The organism is Candidatus Syntrophosphaera thermopropionivorans, assembly GCF_004353895.1.
GTDB lineage: Bacteria > Cloacimonadota > Cloacimonadia > Cloacimonadales > Cloacimonadaceae > Syntrophosphaera > Syntrophosphaera thermopropionivorans.
This window is the reverse complement of record NZ_SMOG01000004.1, coordinates 72,728-90,458: the sequence shown is the minus strand read 5'-3', so window position 1 is coordinate 90,458 and position 17,731 is coordinate 72,728. Positions and strand designations below refer to the sequence as shown.

Here is a 17,731-nt window from a genome sequence, read left to right as displayed (position 1 = left end):
TCCTCTTGCTGGTCTTATAAAAGCTAAACTTGAATTGACTTCTTAATCTCATAAAAGTAAACAAAACAAGAGAGCTATACTAAATTAATACTATCTATAAAAGTAAAATAGCAGACTGCTAAGTTAAAAAGACTTCAAAAAGGAATAATAATTGAAGGATTAAGCTAATTGTAAGAGTTTATGTAGCTGGAATTGTAAATGGGCAGGAACTCCATCTTTTAGCATCCATTGAGCGAGAGTTTCTGGAGCAAGATGACCAATCACAGGAGAAAAAAGTAAAATCCTATCCTCTAAGGCATTATTTCGGATAAAATTTAGGGCGAACATATAGTCTTCACGCGAAGCAAGAACAAACTTTATTTCATCCACTGGCAGGAGAAAATTAAGGTTTTCCATTAAAAATGATTCACCAAATCCGCTTCCAGGACACTTCACATCTACGATTTTCACTACATAATCAGGGACATTTTGCAGGGATTGAGTACCATTAGTCTCAAGTAAAATCCGATATTTCTCCTGATGCAATATCTCCATCAGTTCAATTGTCCTTTTTTGTAAAAGAGGTTCTCCTCCGGTGATTTCCACTAAAGAACAAGGATATTTACGAATCTCTTGCAGAATTTGTTCAATGGACATTTCTTTCCCATTGCTCCATGTATAAGTTGTATCACACCAGGAACAACGGAGGTTACATCCGCTTAATCTAATAAAAATGCAGGGTAAACCAGAATAGGTTGATTCACCCTGCAAACTATAGAAAATCTCACATATATTTAATGACATAGAATACCTATCACTTTTCAAAGAAAAGAGATGCCACTTATTTCTGACGAATTTCTTTTACTTTCTTAGTGATGAGGGGAACAATCTCAAACAGGTCGCCTACTATTCCCAGGTCTGCTACTTTAAAGATAGGAGCATCTGGGTCCTTGTTAATGGCTATAATATAATCGGAAGAAGACATTCCTGCCAAATGCTGAATAGCACCAGAAATTCCAACAGCAATATAAATTTTTGGTTTAACGGTCTTTCCGGTTTGACCCACTTGATGAGAATAGGGAATCCATTCTGCATCCACAGCAGCACGAGAAGCTCCCACTGCCCCACCTAAAGCTTCAGCTAACTCTTCTAACAGGGCAAAGTTCTTAGCTTCTTTCAGACCTCTTCCACCCGAAACAATGATGTTTGCTTCCGTAATATTAACGAGAGTGGTCTTTTCTTTTTCAAAACCCAACCAGAAGCTCTTATCCTCTAAATCACTAAAATCTATCTGTTCTTTAATTATTTCACCTTTGCGTGAATCATCACGAGGTAAAGCATCCATAACTTTATGACGAACAGTTGCCATTTGGGGACGATGATTAGGAGTGATAATAGTAGCCATAATATTGCCACCAAAGGCAGGTCTGGTCTGAAGTAAGTTTCCAGTTTCGGGATCAATTTCCAAACCAGTACAGTCTGCTGTTAAACCTGTATGTAATTGTACCGCTACTCTTGGGATGAAAGACCTTCCGGTAACAGTTGCTCCAGCCAGAATAATAGCTGGTTTATGTTTACGAGCAATTTCAGTTAAAGCTCGTGCATAATTGAGATCAAGAAAATGTTCCAGTGCTGGATTATCAACAGCTATCACCTGATCTGCCCCAAAAGCAAAAAGCTCTGGATATAGGTTTTCCAGATTTGAACCCAGAAGCACAGCAGTGAGAGCAGAATTCATCTGTTCAGCCAGTTCTTTTCCTTTCCCTAAAAGCTCAAATACCACAGGTGCAATAACTCCATCTCTCTGTTCAGCAAAGACCCAGACACCCTTATATTGTTCCTTATCAATTTGTTCTGCTGCTTGTTTTCGGATAAGGATAGCCTCAAAAGGACAAGTCTCCACACATGCTCCACAAAGTGTGCATTTATCTTCATCTATAACAGCAAGTTTTGCCTGTATGCTGATTGCACCATAAGCACAGGCTCTGGTACAGAGTCCACAACCTATACATTTTTGATCAATAATTTCAATCATCGGAAAACTCCCAGATAACCAAGATTTGAATCTTAAACTTCACTATTAAACTCATATATTTGCGAGCAATATAGCTTTATAAGGGCTATAATTTTTAATCAGTAGAATTGAGTCAAGGAAAGTCTAACATTATTTCTGAAAAAAATACTTGCCTAAAAATGATATTTACATTTATAAGGGAAAAAATAGAAATCTCCCAGAGAGCAAAAAGGAGTGTAAATGAAATTAAAAACATTTCCAGGAGGTGTTCATCCTCCGGATAACAAGCAATACACTTCTGCTGTCCCGATTGAGGAGTTCCCCCTTCCTCAAAAAGTGGTAATACCTATGTCTCAACATGTGGGAGCTCCATCCGTGCCACTGGTTAAAGTTGGTGAAGAAGTTAAAACCGGGCAAAAAATAGCGGAAGCTAATGCTTATGTTTCTATCCCTCAACATTCCTCAATAAGTGGGAAGGTAACCAAAATTGATACCTTCCTTCATCCTTTAGGAGCAATGAGTTTAGCTATTGAGATTACTGGTGATGGTTCAGATAGCTGGATAGAGCTTGTGGATGAGCCAGATTTTATGAACTTGCCTGTGGAAGAAATGAAAAATCGTATCAAAGAAGCAGGAATTTGTGGTATGGGCGGTGCTGGTTTTCCAACTATCGTTAAACTCTCACCACCTGAAAACAAACCTATAGACACCGTTATTCTTAATGGAGTGGAATGTGAACCTTATCTCACAGCAGACCATAGATTGATGCTGGAACAATCTGAAGGGATAATCAATGGATTAAAAATAATTATGAAAATCCTGAATGCTCAACACGGAATGATTGGCATTGAATCCAATAAACCAGATGCTATTGCTCAAATGAACAAACTTTTAGCCAGCGAAAATAATCTTAGTGTTGTCCCTTTGAAATTGAAATACCCACAAGGTGCAGAAAAGCAATTAATCTATGCTGCTACAAAACGTATAGTTCCAGCTGGAGGGTTACCTCTGGATGTAGGAATAGTAGTTCAAAATGTTGGAACAGCCTTTGCCATTTATGAAGCTGTTCGTTTCAAGAAACCCTTAGTAGAAAGAATTATAACTGTTACCGGAAGTGTAGTAAATAATCCTAAGAATCTTAAAGCTCGTATAGGAACCCTATTCTCTGATTTAGTAACCTATTGTGGTGGAACTAAATCGGAGATTGGAAAAGTGATTTCTGGTGGTCCTATGATGGGTTATTCTTTACCTTCTCTGGATGCTCCTATGGCAAAAGGCACTTCTGGTTTGATTTTGTTCAGTGAAAAAGAAGCCAGGACCATTGAAGAACGCAATTGTATCCATTGTGCTCATTGTGTTGATGTGTGCCCGATGAATCTTGTCCCCAGTCTTATTGCTCAAGGAGTTAAGGGTGGTGACTTGACACTTGCTGTTAAAGCGGGTCTGGAAGATTGTATAAAATGTGGTAGTTGTGCTTATGTTTGTCCTGCTCATATACGAATAGTTCAGTGGGTAGACACAGGAAAATTGCGTTATGCAGAAGAACGACAAGCTAAATGAATATAGGATTGAATTATGAAAGATAAATTTATTGTTTCACCTGCTCCGCATATACATGATTCTACCAGTATTCCAAAAGTTATGTGGAATGTGGTTATAGCCTTACTTCCCGCTTTAGCTTTCTCCATTTACTATTGGGGTTGGAAGACCCTTTTTCTTACTGCTTTAGGAGTGCTTGCTGCTATTTTAACCGAAGCTTTAATCCAAAAATTACGTAAAGTACCTATCACAGTGTATGATGGATCCGCGGTAGTAACGGGAATGCTTTTAACCTATAATATTTCTCCTGGTTCTCCCTGGTGGTTACCTGTTATAGGTTCAATTTTTGCCATCGCTATAGGTAAACAGGTATTTGGTGGTCTGGGTAATAATGCTGTCAATCCAGCGCTTTTAGGAAGAGCTTTTCTGCTGGCTTCCTGGCCTTCTTTGATGACAGGTAATTGCTGGAAACCAACTATGGCTCACAATTTATCTGCTTCTTCCATTAATGGAATCAGCAATTTAAGTGCCATCAGCGATAGTCTTGCCACTATTTCTCCTAAAGCCTACAATTTGGTTACCGGTGCTACACCTTTAAAGGTGATGCAGACCTTAAGGGATACTACTTTTATCAATACCTTAACCAGTGATCCAGCCACTAATATTGACCTCGGAACCAAGATATTTAATGGGCTCATAGATATGGGAACATTAAAATCTATGTTCTGGGGAAATATTGGAGGATGTATTGGTGAAGTATCTGTTTTTGCTTTGCTCATTGGTGCTATCTATTTACTCTGGAAAAATATAATTGAATGGCGCATACCCTTCTTCTATCTGCTTACTGTGGCTGTATTAACTTTCCTTTTTGGTGGAATCCCTGGTTTGCCTGAAACACAATATTCACTTAGTTTACCCATTTTCCATCTCTTTGCGGGAGGTTTAATCTTAGGAGCTTTCTTTATGGCAACGGACTATACCACAAGTCCGTTGACCAAGAATGGACGTATTTTTTACGCTATCGGATGTGGTGCTTTAACTGTTATTATCCGTTTAATTGGTGGTTATCCTGAAGGAGTCTCCTATTCCATTCTCTTTATGAATGTAATGACTCCTTTAATTGATAAATTAACAATGCCAAAAGCATTTGGGAAGGTGAAAAAATGAAACTTTTCCTTAGACTCGGTTTAACCTTATTAGGTTTTTGCGCTGTGGCAACAGCACTTTTAGCCTATGTAAATTCTATGACTAAACCTTTGATTGACGAGCATCAAAGAACTGCAGCTGAACAAACAATGTCCAAACTCATCCCTGAGGCAGTATTTGAACCCGTCACTATCCACACAGAAAAGGATTCCTTGGTCTACTATATTGCTAAGGACCAAAAAACTGGTGAAATCAAAGGCTATACTTTCACCGCTGTTAAACCTGGATATTCCAGTATGGTAAAGACTATGGCAGCAATTGACACCAATTTCAAGATTATTAATATCCAGGTTATAGAACAATCCGAAACTCCCGGTCTGGGAGCAAATTGCACAAAACCAGAATTTTCTGCTAAATTTAGCGGTTTATTCGCAGATGATTTAGTCGTGGATAGAGATGGAGGCAAATTTGTCAGCTTAACTGGAGCTACTATCACTACTCGTGCAGTAACAAATTCTCTCAGAGAAGCTATAAAACTTATTCAAAAAGATGTAGAATCTAAAACTACAACTCCTTCTGGGGAGGCACAAAAATGAGCTTTATGAAAGAACTTACTAAAGGAATTGTGAAAGAAAACCCAATCTTTGTGCTTGTTCTCGGAATGTGTCCAACTCTGGCAACTACCACTTCTGTGAATAATGCCTTAGGTATGGGATTAGCAGCAACCTTTGTTCTGGTATGCTCTAATATTATAATTTCAATGATTAGAAATATCATTCCTAACAAAATCCGTATTCCTTCTTATATAATAGTTATTGCGGCTTTTGTCTCTATTGTTGATATGGTTATGGCAGCATATTTACCCGATTTACATAAAGCTCTCGGATTGTTTATTCCCTTAATAGTAGTAAACTGCATTATTATGGGAAGAGCAGAGGCTTTTGCCAGCAAGAATAGCGTTATGGATTCAATGGCAGATGGGATTGGCATGGGAATAGGATTCACTTTAGCGCTAATTCTTATGTCTTCAATTCGTGAAATTTTGGGAAGTGGAACCTGGGCTGGAATGAAAGTGATGCCTGTTACCTATGATCCAATGCTTGTTGCCATCCTAACTCCTGGAGCATTTATTACTTTAGGACTTTTGATGGCTGGAATCAATATGTTGAAGGAGAAATTTCTATGAATACCCTCAGTCAAATCTTAGTCTTAGCAATTAGTGCCATTTTCATACAGAACTTAGTACTTTCCAGATTCCTGGGATTATGTCCCTATCTGGGAGTTTCCACCAAGATGGATTCTGCCTTTGGAATGGGTATGGCAGTAATCTTTGTTATGACTATGTCTTCAGCTTTCTGTAGCCTCATTTATAAATATCTCCTGGTTCCTTATAATTTAACCTATTTGAGCACATTAGCTTTTATTCTTACTATAGCAGCTCTGGTTCAGTTTGTTGAAATGTTTATTCTGAAAAATGCACCTTCACTTTATAAGGCTCTGGGTGTATATTTACCACTCATCACTACCAACTGTGCAGTTCTTGGTGTTGCTATTATTAATATCACTCCCTTACCTGATGGTTCAACCTATAATTTCTTATTTGCTACTTTAAATGGCTTCTTTTCTGGTGTGGGATTTACTTTTGTGTTACTGGTTATGGCAGCAATTAGAGAGAGATTAGCACTGGTTGATCTGCCCAAAAGTATGCATGGCTTTGCTCATGGTATGATTTTAGCAGGAACTATGGCACTTGCTTTTTCCGGCTTTGTTGGGCTAAAAATCTGAGGAGTAAAGTATGAATCTTTCTTTGTTGATACCAATACTTGCTCCTTCTTTAGCCAGTGATATTGGAGTTCCCGTGCTCATTATTGGAGCAATGGGTTTAGCTTTTGGTCTATTACTGGCTTTTGCTTCTAAGGTCTTTGCTGTTACTCGTGACCCTCGCGTGGAAGAAATCATTTCTGTTCTTCCTGGTGCTAATTGTGGAGGTTGTGGAAAAGCAGGATGTGCTGGTTATGCCGAAGCAATTGTTTTGCAAGGTGCACCAGTTAATCTTTGCACTCCTGGCGGTCCAAAAGTAGCTCAAGAGATAGCTAAAATAATGGGAACAGAAGCAGAAGCAGTGGTTAAAAAAATAGCGGTTATTCATTGCTCTACGGGTGGAAAGGATAACACTAAATGGAAATATGACTATAGAGGCATAGAAACCTGTCTTTCTGCTGTTAATATTGCAGGTGGCCCAAATTCCTGTTCCTGGGGTTGTGTTGGCTTCAATGATTGTTTAAATGCATGTAAATTTGATGCAATCTCTGTGGATGAGTCAGGAATGAGAATTATAGATATTGAAAAGTGCACTGGCTGTGGTGCCTGTGTTAAAGCTTGTCCGCGTAAGCTGATAGATTTGATATCTATTCAGCAAAATGTGTTCATTAAATGTTCCTCTAAAGACAAAGGACCTTTGGCGAGACAGGTTTGTGGGACAAATCAACCCTGTATTGGCTGTGGAATCTGTGTAAAGAAATGTCCGCAGCAAGCTATAACTATGGCAAATAACCTTGCTTCTATAGACTATTCTAAGTGTATAGATTGTGGAGTTTGTGCCGCAGTTTGTCCCACCAATGCTATTTTAGATACACTAAAGGGCACACGGAAGAAATCAGAAATAGACGCTGAACTCTGTGACGGATGTCATATTTGTGTACCGGTATGTGCAGTTGGCGCTATCAAAGGTGAAGAAAATCAGAAACATAACATAGATCAGGATAAGTGCATTGGTTGTGGAGTATGCATTACCGTCTGTCCTAAAAATGCCATCAAAACAAAAGAATAATTCCTCTCCTCTCATTAATAAATATAAGGCAGGAAAACAGTTCCTGCCTTTCTTATGTTATCCTGTAAATGGGCTGCAAAGAATTTTAGAATTGACATAAACTATAACACAAAAAAAGTTAGATATAATATACTTTTAATTGCAAATGGAGAGATAATGTCCTATATTCCCAATACTGATGCGGAACGCAATCAAATGCTGGAAAAGATTGGTGTGCATTCTTTTGAAGAGCTGATTCAAGTTATCCCGAGAAAATTTCGCTTGCAGGAACTGCTTAATCTTTCTCCTCCTCTGTCAGAACTTGAATTGACTCAATTAGTTAATGCCTTAGCCAGCAAGAATATTGATACTCAAAAATTTATCTCTTTCCTGGGTGCAGGAGTTTATGACCATTTTATTCCTGCTGCAGTTGATACCATCGTTTCACGACCAGAATTTTATACTGCCTATACTCCTTATCAAGCTGAAGTAAGCCAGGGCACTTTACAATATATTTATGAATATCAAACCCTTATCTGTGAACTTACCGGAATGGGTATCTCCAATGCTTCTATGTATGATGGAGCAACCGCTGTTGCAGAAGCTATTTTGATGGCAGTTCGTAAGAATCATCTTAAAAAAGCCATTATCTCTTCAGCTATTCATCCGGAATTTATCAAGGTTATTCAATCTTATACTGAAGGAATCGGTTTAGAGCTGGTATTCTGTGATATAAAATATGGAAGGACAGATATTGCTAATCTGGCAGATAAAATGGATGAAAATGTGAGTTCTGTGGTGATTCAAACTCCAAATTTCCTGGGAAATATAGAAGCAATGAACGAGCTGGAAAAAGTGGTTCACAGCAATCCAAAGACTCTTTTTATAGCTTCTGTAGATCCTGTCTCTTTAGGAATATTAAAACCTCCTTCCAGTTACCATGCTGATATTGTTACCGGTGAAGGTCAGGCTCTGGGAAATAATATGTATATGGGTGGACCCCTATTTGGATTTTTTGCCACGCACAAAGATATGGCTCGTTTAATGCCGGGAAGGATTGTTGGTGCAACTGTAGATGTTGAAGGGAATAGAGCTTACACTTTAACTTTACAAGCACGGGAACAACATATAAGAAGAGAAAAAGCCACCTCTAATATCTGTTCCAATGAATCTCTTTGCACTTTAGCTGCAACTGTCTATCTAAGTCTTTTGGGAAAAGATGGTCTTATTGAAGTAGCCACTCAATCTGCCCAGAAGGCTCATTTTTTAGCTAATGAAATCGCTTCTATCCCTGGTTTTTCACTCTGTTATCCAGAGACTCCCTTCTTCAAAGAATTTGCTATTCACTGTCCTGTTTCAGCTCAGAAGGTTATTCAGGATATGTTAAATAAACATATCTTTGCAGGAGTAGATTTGAAGTCCTATGGATATGACGAAAACACCTTGCTTATTGCAGTAACAGAAAAAAGGACTCGGGCAGAACTGGAGAACTACGCAACTGCTCTGAGGGAGATGAATTATGAGTAAGACTATATTTGAACTTAGTGTACCTGGACGCAAAGGTATAACACTTCCTCCAAGAGACCCGGATATTCCTCTTAATGAAATTATCCCACAAGAACTTTTAAGAGAAAAACCAGCTCGCATTCCCGAACTAAGTGAAATTGATGTTATGCGACATTTTATCCCTCTATCGCAAAAGAACCATTGCATTGAGAAAGGTCTTTATCCCCTGGGAAGTTGCACTATGAAATACAATCCAAAATTGCATGAGTCCTTAGTGCGATATCCTTCTTTCCAAAATCTTCATCCTTTGCAACCTGAATCAACTTTGCAGGGTACCTTACAGATTTTATATGAACTACAAAATGATTTAGCGGAAATTTCTGGTCTGGATAAGGTCAGTCTACAACCTGCAGCTGGAGCTCAAGGAGAATTTACGGGAATAAGAATCATTTTTGCCTATCATCGTGCTAAAGGAAATACACATAAAAATAAAATTATTATTCCCGATTCAGCACATGGAACTAATCCAGCCAGTTGTGCTTTAGTTGGTTACGAAGTGGTAGAATTAAAATCAGATTCCAGAGGACGCTGTGACCTTGCTCATCTGAAAAGTATTGTGAATGAAAATACTGCTGGCTTTATGCTTACTAATCCAAATACTCTGGGCTTATTTGAGGACCAGATTGAAGAAATTGCTTCCATCATACACAGTGTTGATGGTTTAATGTATTTAGATGGGGCAAATCTTAATGCCTTAATGGGTCTGGTTAAACCGGGAGAAATAGGATTTGATTTAATGCATTTTAACTTACATAAAACCTTTGCCACCCCTCATGGAGGAGGAGGACCTGGTTCTGGCCCAGTTGGAGTTATAGCTAAATTAGCTCCTTTCTTACCTGTTCCCTTAATTGGTAAGAATGAGGATGGATACTTTTTTGATTATTCTCATAAACAAAGTTCTATCGGCAAGGTGCATACTTTCTATGGAAATGTAGCTGTGATGTTACGAGCCTATTTCTATATAATAACTCTGGGTGCAGAAGGACTTCGTCAAGTGGCAGAAAATGCCATAATTAATGCAAACTATCTGATGGCTTTAATTAAAGATTATTATCACATTCAATATCCCGATCATTGTATGCATGAATTTGTAGCTGATTCTACCTGGCAAAAAAAGGAATATGGTGTAAGCACCCTGGATATTGCAAAGAGATTGCTGGATAAAGGTTTTCATGCTCCAACTGTCTATTTTCCGTTGATTGTGCCAGAAGCTATGATGATTGAACCTACAGAAACGGAAAGTAAGGATTCTCTGGATGCTTTTGCCAGTGCAATGATAGAAATTGCGCAGGAATGTAAAGAAAATCCAGAATTATTACATAGTGCTCCACTAACTACTCCTGTGAGAAGAGTGGATGATGTGCGAGCGGTAAAAATGCTTGATACCTCTTTCCCACTTGAGGATTGAGAGGTGAAACCAAAGAATATCAGGAGATATTATGAAAAAGATACTTTTACTCATAGTCCTGTGCTTAGGACTACTTTCCCTCAGTTTTGCCGCTGAAGTAAAAATTGGCGTGGTCAAAATGGACCGCATTATTCAGGAAAGCAATGAACTTGCTGAAATAAGCCGTATCTACAAACTGGATATGCAAAACTGGAAAAATCAACTGAACGAGCTGGATGCTCAAATTAAACAAATGGAACAGGAATTTGAAATAGCTAAACTGACTAAAACAGAAGCAGCTAAAAGAGAAGCTCAAGCCAAGATTGATGAAAAAAAGGCTGAAGCAGGACGTCTTTTAGAAGAATATTTTGGTGAAGGTGGAAAATCTGAACAACGTTATATGGAACTTCTTTCCCCCATCAACACTAAAATTAATAATATAATTAAAAAAATTGCTACTGATGAAGGATATACCATCATATTTGACGATAGTATGGGAACTGTGCTTTATTCTGCTCCTTCTATTGATATAACTGACCTGGTCTTATTGGAACTTAATAAAGATACTGTTAAACCTACTCCCGATAATAAAACTAATACCACTGGAACTCAAACTCCTAAACCAGAAGATACTTTTAAACCAGATGAATTCATACCTAAAAAATGAAAAAATTTAACAAAACTATCACACCAGAAGATATTGTAGCTGTTTGTGGTGGTGAATATCATGGTGAACAGAATATTACTCTACAAAGTGTAGCTGATCCTGAGGAAGCAGATTCCAGTAGTGTGATTTTCTGGGAGCAAGAAAAATATCTGGATGCCGTAAAAAAATCTCCTGCTGTTCTCATTTTTTGCCATCCTGACAAAGCTAATAATCTTCCCAATAGAAACTTAATTCTTCATCCTCATCCCTATTTTGCCTTTCTGCGTTTAGTAGATTGGTGGATAGAACAGGATGCTGAAAAACCTATTCCAGAAATTCATCCTACTGCTATCATTGATTCTTCTGCCACCATAGGAGATGGGGTCTATATTGGTCCTTATTGTATCATCGGCAAAAATTGTCAGATTGGTAATGATAGCATATTTGAAGCACACTGTTTTATTAGTAATGATGTCTCTATTGGTAAAAATACTCACCTTTATCCTAATGTTAATATCTATGCAGATACCAGGATTGGTAATGGAGTCATTATACATAGCGGAACCGTCATTGGTGCAGATGGTTTTGGCTTTATACTGATGGATGGGGTTCAAAATAAAATCCCCCAGGTTGGGAATGTGGTCATAGAGGATTTTGTAGAAATTCAGGCTAATTCTGCCGTAGATCGTGGAACTCTTAGCTCAACCTTTATTGGACAGGGCACTAAAATTGATAACTTTGTCCAGATAGGTCATAATTGTCGCATTGGTAAACACTGTATTCTTTGTGCCCAAGTAGGTTTAGCCGGAAGCACTATTTTAGGAGATTATGTATATCTGGCAGGGCAAGTTGGAGTGGCAGGACATCTCAAGATTGGAGATAGAGCAATGGTCGGTGCTCAATCAGGCATCACTAATGATATTCCAGCGGATGCTCGTTATTGGGGAAGTCCTGCTATGGAAGCAGATAGATTTAAGCGGATTCTGGTCAGTCAAAAACATCTACCAGAAATTTATCGCTTTTATTTGAAACAAAAGAAAAAAGAGGAAGAAGAAACTTGAATATGACAGAGTATAAGAATACGATTAGGACTCCAGTTTCCTACACCGGAATTGGGTTGCATACAGGAGAAATTTCCACTATTACTTTTAAACCAGCAAGAAAAGATGAAGGTATCGTCTTTATCCGGATAGATTTGCCCGATAAGCCTGAAATTCCTGCTGATATTGACCATGTGGTGGATATTTCAAGAGGCACTACTATCGGAGTTAAAGATGCCACTGTTGCTACTATTGAACATGTACTTGCTGCGATTAAGGGATTATCCATAGATAATATCAGGATTGAAATTGATGGACCAGAAGCCCCGGTTGCTGATGGTTCTGCTATTGTATTTTTAAATCTTTTGAAAAAGGCTGGTCTTGTGCAACAGGATGCAGAAAGAGTATACTTTGAATTTGATGAACCTATAAGCTATTCTGCTCCCGAAGAAAATGTGGATATTGTAATTGTTCCTTCAAATGAACTCAAGGTCACCTTTATGATTGATTATAAACATCCTTATCTGGGAACTCAATATACCTGGTTACCTGATATCAAACATTTTGAAAAAGATTTTGCCGCTGCCCGTACCTTTTGTTTCATAAATGAAGTTCTTGAGTTGAAGGAGAAGGGATTGATTAAGGGTGGTTCTCTGGACAATGCATTAGTAATAGCAGACCCGAATATGACTGAAGAAGAACTACAGCATATACAGGAAATCTTCGGTTATCATGAAAAAGTTACTATCTCTCCTGAAGGTATCCTGAACAATCATCCCTTACATTACTACAATGAATTTGTGCGTCATAAAGTAGTAGACCTTATTGGAGACATAGCTCTGCTGGGAGTGCCTATAAAAGGTCATATTTTAGCAGCACGAAGCGGTCATAAGACCAATGTTGAGCTGGTAAAAAAACTCCGCCAGATGCAACTTACTCAGGAACTTAAGAAGCAATATCAAAAGGATAACTCTAAAGATGTAATCTTTGATGCCAATGCTATTATGCGCATAATACCTCATCGTTATCCTTTCTTACTGGTAGATAAAATCATTGATTTCAAACCAAACGAATCCATTGTCGGAATTAAGAATGTAACTATAAACGAGCCCTTTTTCCAGGGACATTTTCCCGGTCATCCCATAATGCCTGGTGTGCTCATCATAGAAGGTATGGCACAAACTGGTGGAATAATGTTACTCAATCAGATGGATGACCCTTCCAAGTATGTTGCTTATTTTGCGTCCATTGATAATGTAAAATTTCGTAAACCAGTTATGCCAGGTGATACCCTCCGTTATGAAATGAGGGTTATTTCTTTAAAACCAAATCTTTCCAAAATGCGCGGCGAAGCCTTTGTAGGTCACGAAAAAGTGGCAGAAGGCGATTTTATGGCAATACTGCAAAAGAAGTAATTATGACCAGAATTCATCCTACCGCTATCATAGAAAAAGGTGCTACTATTGGCGAAGATTGTGAAATCGGACCCTATTGCCATATTGGACCAGAAGTCATCTTAGGAGATCGTAATGTCCTCATCTCCAGTGTGGTTATTATGGGCAAATCAGAAATCGGTAATGAGAATCGTATCTTTTCTTATGCTGTTATTGGTACAGATCCTCAGGACTTAAAATATCGTGGCGAGCCTACAGGACTGAAAATAGGAGACCGTAATATTATCCGCGAATTTGTCACTATAAATCGTTCCAATCAAGAAGGAGAATTTACTATAGTCGGAAATGACAACCTATTGATGGAGTATGTACATATTGCACATAATTGTCATATCGGTTCTCATTGTGTGGTGGCAAACACTGTTCAGATGGCAGGACATATAATTGTTCAGGATTATGCCACTATTGGAGGCTTAACCGCTATCCATCAATTCGTCCATATAGGAACTTATGCCTTCGTTGGTGGAGCTTCTGCAGTCAAAAAAGATATCGCACCTTACACCAGAGGACAAGGTAATCCTTACAAAACTGTTGGCTTAAACACCGTAGGTTTGACCCGGAGAGGCTTTTCTAACGAAGCCCAAAATGCCATAATGAAGGTATATAAACTCTTTTATTCTGAAGGTTTGAATACTTCTCAAGCTTTAGCAGAAGTAGAAACCTGGAGCGATTTAACTCCTGAACAAAAAGTTTTTGTTGAATTTATCAGAAAGTGCGAAAGAGGTCTTTCTCGATAAACTTTGCCTTCCTAAAATACATAAAACTCTCCTTTAAGTGGCGTCTATAACTGGACAAAACTTTAGCGTAGGACATTAAAATATTCTAGGTTAGCAGAGCCACCTTTTTTTGTTAGCAAAAAACTCTTTCATTTAATCCTTCATACATAGATTCCTGGTGAATATTTTTTCCCAGCTAAATCCTTTTTATTCCATTTAATTATAAAAGAGTAATCTATATATAACCACTCTATTTTTTTGAATCAATTATTTTTCTGCCATTCTCTGATAATTAAAGCTATCTTATTGATTAAGAACAAAATAAAATAAGTCCAAATAGACTTTATATCCTTTATTTTATCTGGTGAGAGGTGAAAACTTCTTTTCTCATTTTGTGAACTATCTCTATTCCTTAACTCTTGATATCTAATTTATGACCAGCTTATGTCCAGCTCATGTCCAGCTTATGTCCAACTCATGTCCGAAATCGGTCATAAGCTGGATATAACTAAAATATGAATGGGAGATATAAGTCTAAGGGCGAGTGAAGTTATTTATAGCTAAAAAGCAAGATATTAAGACTAAATTCTATAAAAGGCAAGCAGGATTAAAAATAATTTAGAAAAGGGAAAGTAGATTTAGTTGGATAAAAAATAACCTGCTGAGCTTATAAATTTAAAGGGGCTCAGCAGGTTTTATCTTACTATTATCTATAGTTTTAAGAACTATTCGTTAGTAGCTATAACTTTAAAGAATTGCATATTACCAGGGTTGGTTATGATATAATTTAAACTGGTAGTTGAGGTAATTAAAGTATAGTTTCCGTAAGGATCAGAAGCACCAAAAATTTTATAAGAGGTAGCTCCCTGCACTGCATCCCAGGAAAGTTTTATTTGATTATTCACTTTTTCAATTCTTAAAGAGGGAGGTTCTAAGGTTTCTTGTGCTTGGGTAGTAAAACGCCAAATCATAAAATTATCGGAATTGGGATCAGGAGTATCCATAATTTCATTAACAGGTAAAACTGCCCAATACCAGGTATTACCATAACCCAGGTTAACTCCAGGAGCTGCAGAAAGGTTAAAACTGGTTTCGGTAGTTTCAAAATAATAATAATCAAATAAAGTTTCAGGATCTGGAGCTATATACACTCCATAATAAGCAGCCACAGAACCATAAGGTGATGGAGCCCAAGTCAAGATTACATTATTGGGATCAAGTCCTACGCTATTATCCGGAGGAGAAATTAAAGTCACATGTTCGGGCACTTCTAATTGAGCCAGGATAACATTATTTTTACCTACTACGACAAGCTTCCCTCCACCAGTACTGATATTAGTTAGCTGAGTAGGATTAAAGGTTAAAGGAGGAAAACCCTCTTCTTGCCAGGTTGCTCCATTATCAAAAGATTTTAATAAAGCCCAACTATTGCCTTGTTGACTGGGATTTGAGCTATAACCTGCTGCCCAAAATACACCATTATGATCACAGGTTACACTCATCATATGCCCCACAGCTTGTTCCGTTGCCGCTAACCAGCTTGCAGCTGTATTTCCACCTGTTGTAGTATAATAAATTTCACCGCCATCTTTAACTAAAACGCCATTATTGGCATCACGAAAATAAATATCACGAATATTAGCATTTGCACCCACAGTAATGGAACTCCAAGTGACACCTCCATCATTTGTTATATAAAGTACACCACCGCCACTTCCAGCATAACCATTCAATTCATTTTTCCAGTAAGTGCAATAAAGATTAGCAGAAGTACTAATATTATCTCCTACAGTAAACCAGGTTTCACCACCATCAGTAGTCTTGGTCACCTTACCACCTAAGCCAACAATATATCCAACTTGGTCATTAACAAAGAAGATTTTGTAAAAAGCTTTAGCTGAAGAGACTCCCGGAATTGTAAAAACTGACCAGTTGTCACCACCGTTTACAGTGTGATAAATATTACCACTGGTCTTTCCAGTAACCCAACCCTCATTTACATTTTTAAAATAGCAGGTATAAAAGAGACTGGTACTACCTGAAATATTTTTCTTTATTAAGGTGTGACCACCATCCATTGTTCTTAAAATTGTTCCTTTATCTCCTACTATATACCAATTATTAGCGTCCAAAACATCTGCTTGCCAGAGGTCAATAGCATTAGGAACCAGATCTTCCCAGGTTATTCCTTCATCAGTAGATAACATCAAAGTTCCTTGCCAGCCACAGGCAAGTAAACTTCCATCATTACGGAATTTTATTCCTTCAATATAGACGGTGGCATTATGATTGAGAAGTTGCCAAGTAGCCCAACCATCTGTAGTCTTGATAATGGTGGCATTTCTTCCTACGGCATAACCCACATTCCCTTCCATTACTACATCACGCATTGATGTGCCGGTACCTCCGGCTCCATAATAGTGAGTCCAATTTACACCATTATCATTGCTGTAACTTATGCAACCCTTATCTCCACATAGCACCACTTTATTCCCAAATTGACGAACCTTATTAAAAGAAGGATTGTCGGTTACCGTAAGATTAATTAAATTCCAAGTTTGACCAAAATTAGTGGTCCTTAAAATCTTGGATTGACTAGGAGTCCCTTTATTCAGAGCAACAAAACCAACTCCTGATTCATTCATAGATATACCATAGCAAGCTACAGTGGTTACGCCTTGTGCTTGAAGGCTCCAAGTGACTCCAAAATCAGGTGAATAACCAATCTTCCCATCATAACCACAAATCCAAATTCTTCCATCGGGAAAATATACTGCTCCGTACATTCTGCTCGTGCCAATAATATTTTGCGCACTTTGAGGCCAAGTCCAGCTGGCACCTCCATCATTAGTGAGAGCAACTAAACCATCGTCTCCCACCAAAATACCTTGCATATCGTTAATGAAATCTATATCCCATACATCTTTATAATTATTAGCCGATGCATTATAAGCTGGGGTTTCCACAAATCGCCAGGTTAAACCATTATCAGTTGACTTTGCTACCGCACCTACATAACCTCCCGCCCAATAAGTATTACCAATTTTTTCCAGGCAATAAAAATTTGTCGGAAAAGCTGTCTGTCTGATTAAGTCCCAAGCAAAAGCCATTGAGCATAATAAGACAATAGTCATTACAAGTATTAACTTCTTCATTTTTTCTCCTATATTGAAATAATTAAATTTGCATATTTTGAAGTCATTTAATATTTTTCATATCTAATATCTTTATGAAAGCATTATTCGTGCCTAATGCTGAAATTTTTTCTTTCTTTTTCTTATCTTCCCTCCATTAATTTAAGCATCCTAAATCAGCATATAAGAGATACATAATTAATTAGAAAACTCTTATAAGAATTAATTAATTTTTCAAGAGCTTCATAAACTTCCTTTTGGATTGACAAAAAACAAGTGGCAAAGAAGTTTGATTAAATAT

At 37.8% G+C, this 17,731-nt stretch carries 15 protein-coding genes; 12 read left to right on the top strand and 3 right to left on the bottom strand.

Translation table 11 applies throughout. The annotated features are described in order from the left end of the window. Positions 1 to 159: 159 nt before the first annotated feature. Together E0946_RS02755 and E0946_RS02750 are read right to left on the bottom strand one after the other, a co-directional pair. On the bottom strand, positions 160 to 783 hold the full coding sequence (locus E0946_RS02755) for a 7-carboxy-7-deazaguanine synthase QueE (protein WP_133200946.1): 624 nt from the start codon (positions 781 to 783) through the stop codon (positions 160 to 162). 37 nt (positions 784 to 820) lie between these two features. After that, complete coding sequence (locus E0946_RS02750; protein WP_133200945.1) at positions 821 to 2,014, bottom strand: electron transfer flavoprotein subunit alpha; 1,194 nt, start codon at positions 2,012 to 2,014, stop codon at positions 821 to 823. Positions 2,015 to 2,233: 219 nt separating this feature from the next. Here E0946_RS02750 and rsxC point away from each other — a divergent pair, with 219 nt between their 5' ends. From rsxC to lpxA, 12 genes are all read left to right on the top strand, one after another. Then, positions 2,234 to 3,553 carry an electron transport complex subunit RsxC gene (gene rsxC, locus E0946_RS02745; RefSeq protein ID WP_133200944.1) on the top strand — a complete coding sequence of 440 codons (1,320 nt, stop codon included), beginning with the start codon at positions 2,234 to 2,236 and terminating at the stop codon, positions 3,551 to 3,553. A 15-nt stretch (positions 3,554 to 3,568) separates the two neighbouring features. Continuing rightward, the gene (locus E0946_RS02740) at positions 3,569 to 4,699 is read left to right on the top strand and encodes an RnfABCDGE type electron transport complex subunit D (RefSeq protein ID WP_133200943.1); all 1,131 of its coding nucleotides are present in this window, start codon (positions 3,569 to 3,571) and stop codon (positions 4,697 to 4,699) included. Next, the gene (locus E0946_RS02735) at positions 4,696 to 5,274 is read left to right on the top strand and encodes an RnfABCDGE type electron transport complex subunit G (protein ID WP_133200942.1); all 579 of its coding nucleotides are present in this window, start codon (positions 4,696 to 4,698) and stop codon (positions 5,272 to 5,274) included. Before E0946_RS02740 ends, E0946_RS02735 begins: the two co-directional genes overlap by 4 nt. Beyond that, positions 5,271 to 5,864 carry an electron transport complex subunit RsxE gene (rsxE, locus tag E0946_RS02730; RefSeq protein ID WP_133200941.1) on the top strand — a complete coding sequence of 198 codons (594 nt, stop codon included), beginning with the start codon at positions 5,271 to 5,273 and terminating at the stop codon, positions 5,862 to 5,864. Before E0946_RS02735 ends, rsxE begins: the two co-directional genes overlap by 4 nt. Next, the gene (locus E0946_RS02725) at positions 5,861 to 6,463 is read left to right on the top strand and encodes an electron transport complex protein RnfA (protein ID WP_133200940.1); all 603 of its coding nucleotides are present in this window, start codon (positions 5,861 to 5,863) and stop codon (positions 6,461 to 6,463) included. The genes rsxE and E0946_RS02725 overlap by 4 nt, the downstream gene beginning before the upstream one ends. A 10-nt stretch (positions 6,464 to 6,473) precedes the next feature. Continuing rightward, positions 6,474 to 7,508: an RnfABCDGE type electron transport complex subunit B gene (locus tag E0946_RS02720; protein ID WP_133200939.1), complete on the top strand. Its 1,035-nt coding sequence runs from the start codon at positions 6,474 to 6,476 to the stop codon at positions 7,506 to 7,508. Positions 7,509 to 7,664: 156 nt separating this feature from the next. Continuing rightward, positions 7,665 to 9,014: an aminomethyl-transferring glycine dehydrogenase subunit GcvPA gene (gene gcvPA, locus E0946_RS02715; RefSeq protein WP_133200938.1), complete on the top strand. Its 1,350-nt coding sequence runs from the start codon at positions 7,665 to 7,667 to the stop codon at positions 9,012 to 9,014. After that, the gene (gene gcvPB, locus E0946_RS02710) at positions 9,007 to 10,461 is read left to right on the top strand and encodes an aminomethyl-transferring glycine dehydrogenase subunit GcvPB (protein WP_133200937.1); all 1,455 of its coding nucleotides are present in this window, start codon (positions 9,007 to 9,009) and stop codon (positions 10,459 to 10,461) included. The genes gcvPA and gcvPB overlap by 8 nt, the downstream gene beginning before the upstream one ends. A gap of 31 nt (positions 10,462 to 10,492) precedes the next feature. Beyond that, positions 10,493 to 11,107 carry an OmpH/Skp family outer membrane protein gene (locus E0946_RS02705; RefSeq protein ID WP_133200936.1) on the top strand — a complete coding sequence of 205 codons (615 nt, stop codon included), beginning with the start codon at positions 10,493 to 10,495 and terminating at the stop codon, positions 11,105 to 11,107. Further along, a complete protein-coding gene (gene lpxD, locus E0946_RS02700) occupies positions 11,104 to 12,147 on the top strand; it encodes a UDP-3-O-(3-hydroxymyristoyl)glucosamine N-acyltransferase (RefSeq protein WP_133200935.1) in 1,044 nt (347 codons plus the stop codon). Before E0946_RS02705 ends, lpxD begins: the two co-directional genes overlap by 4 nt. 2 nt (positions 12,148 to 12,149) lie before the next feature. Continuing rightward, positions 12,150 to 13,541, top strand: a complete 1,392-nt coding sequence (locus E0946_RS02695) for a bifunctional UDP-3-O-[3-hydroxymyristoyl] N-acetylglucosamine deacetylase/3-hydroxyacyl-ACP dehydratase (protein WP_133200934.1) — start codon at positions 12,150 to 12,152, stop codon at positions 13,539 to 13,541. Between the two features lie 2 nt (positions 13,542 to 13,543). Beyond that, positions 13,544 to 14,317 (top strand): acyl-ACP--UDP-N-acetylglucosamine O-acyltransferase, encoded by a 774-nt coding sequence (lpxA, locus tag E0946_RS02690; RefSeq protein WP_133200933.1) that lies wholly within the window; start codon positions 13,544 to 13,546, stop codon positions 14,315 to 14,317. A 704-nt stretch (positions 14,318 to 15,021) separates the two neighbouring features. Here the strand turns inward: lpxA and E0946_RS02685 are convergent. Continuing rightward, complete coding sequence (locus E0946_RS02685) at positions 15,022 to 17,451, bottom strand: YCF48-related protein (RefSeq protein WP_133200932.1); 2,430 nt, start codon at positions 17,449 to 17,451, stop codon at positions 15,022 to 15,024. Positions 17,452 to 17,731 lie beyond the last annotated feature (280 nt).